The 1,963-nt window shown below is 45.2% G+C and carries 4 protein-coding genes; 1 reads left to right on the top strand and 3 read right to left on the bottom strand.

The annotated features are described in order from the left end of the window. On the bottom strand, positions 1-470 hold a 470-nt coding region (locus F6K53_RS38695), incomplete at its 3' end, for a phycobilisome protein (RefSeq protein WP_293085154.1). Positions 471-687: 217 nt separating this feature from the next. On the opposite strand from F6K53_RS38695, the gene F6K53_RS38690 reads away from it, so the two are divergent. Next, complete coding sequence (locus F6K53_RS38690; protein ID WP_330359472.1) at positions 688-1,392, top strand: HEAT repeat domain-containing protein; 705 nt, start codon at positions 688-690, stop codon at positions 1,390-1,392. On the opposite strand, the gene F6K53_RS38685 is transcribed toward F6K53_RS38690, so the two are convergent. Together F6K53_RS38685 and F6K53_RS38680 are read right to left on the bottom strand one after the other, a co-directional pair. Next, positions 1,375-1,509, bottom strand: a complete 135-nt coding sequence (locus F6K53_RS38685) for a hypothetical protein (protein WP_293085151.1) — start codon at positions 1,507-1,509, stop codon at positions 1,375-1,377. The two genes, F6K53_RS38690 and F6K53_RS38685, sit on opposite strands and share 18 nt — an antisense overlap. Positions 1,510-1,555: 46 nt before the next feature. After that, on the bottom strand, positions 1,556-1,963 hold a 408-nt coding region (locus F6K53_RS38680; RefSeq protein WP_293085148.1), incomplete at its 5' end, for a hypothetical protein.

Genomic DNA, 1,963 nt, shown 5'->3' with positions numbered 1-1,963 from the left:
ACTAATACCATTGCGGCGATTGGGACTTGCAATTCTTTGTACAACAAATTCATATAGTGCAGTCCTTCAGCACTAGTAAACTGGGTGCTACTGCCAGCAATCCCATAGGTAATACACCGGAGGAAATGCCAAAAATCTCGCCAACAGGCTTCTGCTCGTGGGGCGGGATAAAGACTACCTCCTGGTTTAGTAATATCAGGATATTGAGCCAATACGGTTTCCCGCGCTTCAGAAATGATATCAGAAGCGTTATCCCGCAAAAATTGGGCTGTATTGATTAAGGATTCCGTATCCGGTGAACAGGCTTTAATCTGGTGCAAGTCATCATCGGTAAGATAGCGACCATGATCATCAGCTGCCTGGAAATGCTGGATAATCTCTGGGGGATAGGAGTCTTGCCAGTTGGCAAAGCTGACAATTCTGGCTTTGGTAATTAGTTCTTTGATATAGTCGCTTAATTGAGTCGTCATGGTTGATTTTTGTTGAAGGTTAAAGGTTTAAGGTTGGTTGAAGGTTGAACGCGATTGCGTGGCCTATTGGCCAAGGTTTAAGGTTGAAAGGCCAAGGTTGACCTTAGCATCTCATCAACGCAACGGTTAACAAAAACAATGAAGTGAACTAGCCCTAGCTTCCGGTAGCAGCTAAGGCTAGTTCACTTCACAGCAGTATACTAAATTATGATAATCTTTGATTAAAGGTATTAAGAAATGTAAAAAAAGCTGGCTCTGTAGTGCTATGGACATCCGTCAAATCGAAATCTCTCTCAAAAGTCCAAATGCTCAGGATCGCCTCAGGGCACTTACTGCTTTGAGAGAGTATGGTTCAGATGTAGCTGTTCCCCTACTTACAAGTAAACTCAAAGACCCAGAGTTTTTAGTGCGCTCCTTTGTGGCCATGGGACTGGGGAATAAACGGAGTGACGAGTCCTATGCTGCGTTGTTAAATTTGATGCAATTTGATACAGATCCCAATGTAAGGGCAGAAGCTTCCAATTCCTTGTCCAAGTATGGAGACGTATCAATATCTCATCTGGTCACTAGCTTTCAACAGGATGATCACTGGCTGGTGCGCCGTAGCATTCTTGCTGCTTTGGTGGAAATGTCTTGTCCAGAAGAACTCTATAGTATTTGTATTTGCGGCTTAGCAGGGGAAGACCCAACTGTCCGAGAAGCAGGAATTGATGCCCTAGGGTTACTGGCTGGTACTGTTAAGGAAACTGAGGCATTGCAGCAAATTCTGGCTCTGAAAAATTCACAATGGTGGCGTATTCGGATGCATGTTGCCCGTGCCCTCAAACGATTTGATTCCCCCGATGCTAAAGCAGCATTGGGAGAACTGATGAAGGATGAAGACCATCGGGTCGTAGCTGCTGCTTTAGATAGTTCTCTCTAGAGCATCGGTTTGGTGATCAGATTTAGGGAGTAGGGAGTAGGGAGTCGGGAGTCGGGAGTCGGGAGTAGCAAAGCAGCGCCTAGCTGTGGGGGTTCCCCCCATGAGGGACTGCATCAAGACATTGAATTTACCTAATAAGTCTGAGAAATGCTATATAAAAATTTCACAAGGAGTGCGGCTCGTGATGAGTTCTTAACATTGGTTGTATGCCATGCTTAATTAACAACCGTATTATATGGATTGGATAATACAGGAAAGCCAGCACTCTAGGCAGGGACAGTAACGCCCAATCCGCTTCGTTGGGCATGACGGTAACAAACAAACTGTTTTTTAGCCAATGGAGACAGTACATCACTCTGTCATGCAGACGCTCTCTCATGCTGAAGTAGAAGCGATGATTGTAGGACAAGAAAAAGACCCAAAACCCTTTGGCTTCTGAGAGCATAGGTGGCTGTTCAAGGTCACGGAAAAGCTGTGATCGTACTTGGATAGCGAGGGATTGGGAGACTGGTTGGGCTTGCAATTTATTTAAGACTATCTGTGGCAACGTGACTCCCAGCAAATCCCTGAC

Origin of the sequence: Moorena sp. SIO4A1 (assembly GCF_010672065.1) — a bacterium.
Classification (GTDB): domain Bacteria; phylum Cyanobacteriota; class Cyanobacteriia; order Cyanobacteriales; family Coleofasciculaceae; genus Moorena.
Note: the sequence above shows the minus strand (reverse complement) of the source record. Positions and strands in the feature narration are given on the sequence as shown.